The following is a 2,595-nucleotide window of genomic DNA, read 5'->3' as shown; positions in this document are numbered from 1 at the left end:
ACCGGTGCCGGCGGCGGGCCTGACGCTGTGGGCGAAGCGACGGGCCGAAAGTTGGTGGCCGCCGCGAACCGATGGGAGAATGGGTGGCATGGAATCTCTAGGCAGCAACGCATCACGCGGGAAGAAGTTGACGCTGAACGCGTCCACGGTCTCCATGGGCGTGATGCTCATCATCCTCCTGGTCGCGGTCATCTTCGCCGCCAACTCGAACCAAATCGTCGGGTGGTTCGTGGTCGTCATTTCCGGAGGCTGGCTGCTGCTCTCGGCGTTCCTGGTGTTCGGGCTCAAGCGTGGGGCGGACCGGATCAACACCTCGCTGCGTGAGGCCACCGTGGCCGTGGCCGACCGGGCCAAGGGTGGTTCCACCGTCGTGATCGATGAGGCCACCAGCCAGCGCGACATGAAGCTGGACCACTCCTTCAAGATCGTCCAGGTGCAGGCCGGGGTGATCCAGCAGGAGCTGGAGAAGGCCGGTCCCGAGTCGCGCGCCATGATCGACCGGGCCCTGGACACCATCAACATGACCGCTGCCAACGCCCGGGACATGATGAAACCCAATGAGCAGCCGATCGACGGCGAGATCATCGACTAGTTTTTGTTACCGCACAGCGCAGCGTCCTGCCCGGGCGTTGCGCTGTCTTTTTGTAAGGTGGAACCGTGATACCTACCAGCTCGGAAATCCTGAACAAGAATGCCGGCGCCGTGCGTGTGGCCTCGGTGAACGTCAACGGCATCCGTGCCGCCTACCGCCGCAACATGGCGGACTGGATTGCGGCCCGCGACGTGGACATCCTGTGCCTGCAGGAAGTGCGCGCACCGGACAAGATCGTGCGCGAGCTGGTGGGTGAGGGCTGGCACATCCTGCATGCCGAGGCCAAGGACAAGGGCCGGGCCGGGGTGGCGATCCTCTCCCGCGCCGAGCCGGTGGCGGTGCGCGAGCACATTGGCGATGAGTACTTCGCCGAGTCCGGACGCTGGGTGGAGGCGGACTTCACCATGGCCGACGGCTCGACGCTGTGCGTGGTCTCCGCCTACGTGCACTCCGGGGAGCTGAACACCCCCAAGCAGGAGGACAAGTACCGCTTCCTGCAGCGGATGACCGAGCACCTGCCGGTGCTGAAGTCCACCAAGGACCATGTGCTGGTCGTGGGCGACCTGAACGTGGTGCACACCGAACGCGACATCAAGAACTGGAAGCCGAACCACAACAAGCGTGCCGGGGTGCTGGACGAGGAGATCGCCTACTTCAACGGCTTCTTCGGCGAGCAGATCGGCTACATGGACGTGGCCCGGACCCTGGCCGGTGACGAGCAGGCCCCTACACCTGGTGGTCCTGGCGTGGCCAGCGTTCGTGAACAACGCCGGCTGGCGCATCGACTACCACATGGCCACCCCGGAGTTGACCGCCAAGGCGATCAAGGCCCACGTGACCGTGCCAGCGAATACGCCCTGCGTTTCTCCGACCACGCACCGCTGGTCGTCGACTACCAGTTCTAAGGATCGAAATCTCATGAGCACCACCCGTCCCCGCGTCCTGTCGGGCATGCAGCCCTCCGGCGACTCCCTGCACCTGGCAACTACCTCGGAGCGCTGGTCAACTGGGTCAAGACCCAGGATCAGTACGACGCGTTCTTCTTCATCCCGGACATGCACGCGATCACCGTCGCCCAGGACCCGGCGGACCTGCAGGCCCGCACCCGCAAGACCGCCGCCCAGTTCATCGCCGGGGGCATCGACGTGGAGAAGTCCACCCTCTTCGTCCAGTCCCAGGTTCCCGAGCACGCCCAGCTGGCCTGGGTGTTCAACTGCATCACCGGGTTCGGTGAGGCCAGCCGAATGACCCAGTTCAAGGACAAGACCGCCAAGGGCGGCACCGAGAACGCCAGCGTCGGGCTGTTCACCTACCCGGTGCTGATGGCCGCGGACATCCTGCTCTACCAGCCCGAAGGGTGCCGGTGGGCGATGACCAGCGCCAGCACGTGGAGCTGACCCGCACCCTGGCCCAGCGCTTCAACCACCGCTTCGGGCAGACGTTCGTGGTGCCCAAGGCGCAGATCCCGGCCGAGGGGGCGCGGATCTACGATCTGCAGAACCCCACCGCGAAGATGTCCAAGTCCGCGGAGTCGCCCAACGGCTGATCAACGTGCTCGATGAGCCGAAGCTGATCGCCAAGCGGATCAAGTCCGCGGTCACCGACACCGGCACGGTCATCGCCTACGACAAGGAAAACCAGCCCGGGGTCTCGAACCTGCTGGACATCCTGGCCGCGGTCACCGAACGACCGGTGTCGCAGCTGGTCGCCGAGTTCGAGGGCAAGATGTACGGGCACCTGAAGGTCGCCGTGGCCGATGCGGTGGTCGAACGGCTCACCCCGATCCGCGAACGCACCCTGGAGCTGCTCGATGACCCGGCCGAGCTGGACCGGCTGCTGCTGACCGGGGCGAACAAGGCCCGTGAGGTGGCCAGCCGCACCGTGGCCGACGTGTACGAGAAGTCGGTTTCCTGCCGCCGTTGGGAAGCCTGCGGTAGCGGTGCAGCCGCACCCGGTCCCGCCTGAGGACCCCAGTACACGCTGGGGGTCGTCATCCCGGTGCC

General features: G+C 65.7%; 1 protein-coding gene and 2 pseudogenes. All 3 read left to right on the top strand.

Annotated elements, in window-relative coordinates; translation table 11 throughout:
• The first annotated feature begins 127 nt into the window (after positions 1-127).
• The 3 genes and pseudogenes from JCM19049_RS11470 (at position 128) to trpS (ending at position 2,529) form a co-directional block, all read left to right on the top strand.
• Positions 128-592 (top strand): hypothetical protein, encoded by a 465-nt coding sequence (locus tag JCM19049_RS11470; RefSeq protein WP_279403061.1) that lies wholly within the window; start codon positions 128-130, stop codon positions 590-592.
• 164 nt (positions 593-756) lie between these two features.
• Positions 757-1,497: pseudogene (locus JCM19049_RS11465) on the top strand (exodeoxyribonuclease III).
• A gap of 13 nt (positions 1,498-1,510) precedes the next feature.
• Positions 1,511-2,529 (top strand): annotated as a pseudogene (gene trpS, locus JCM19049_RS11460) (tryptophan--tRNA ligase).
• Positions 2,530-2,595: the final 66 nt, after the last annotated feature.

Source organism: Arthrobacter sp. JCM 19049 (genome assembly GCF_001310435.1).
The sequence above is the reverse complement of the archived record's forward strand: the minus strand, read 5'-3'. Positions and strand labels throughout refer to the sequence as shown.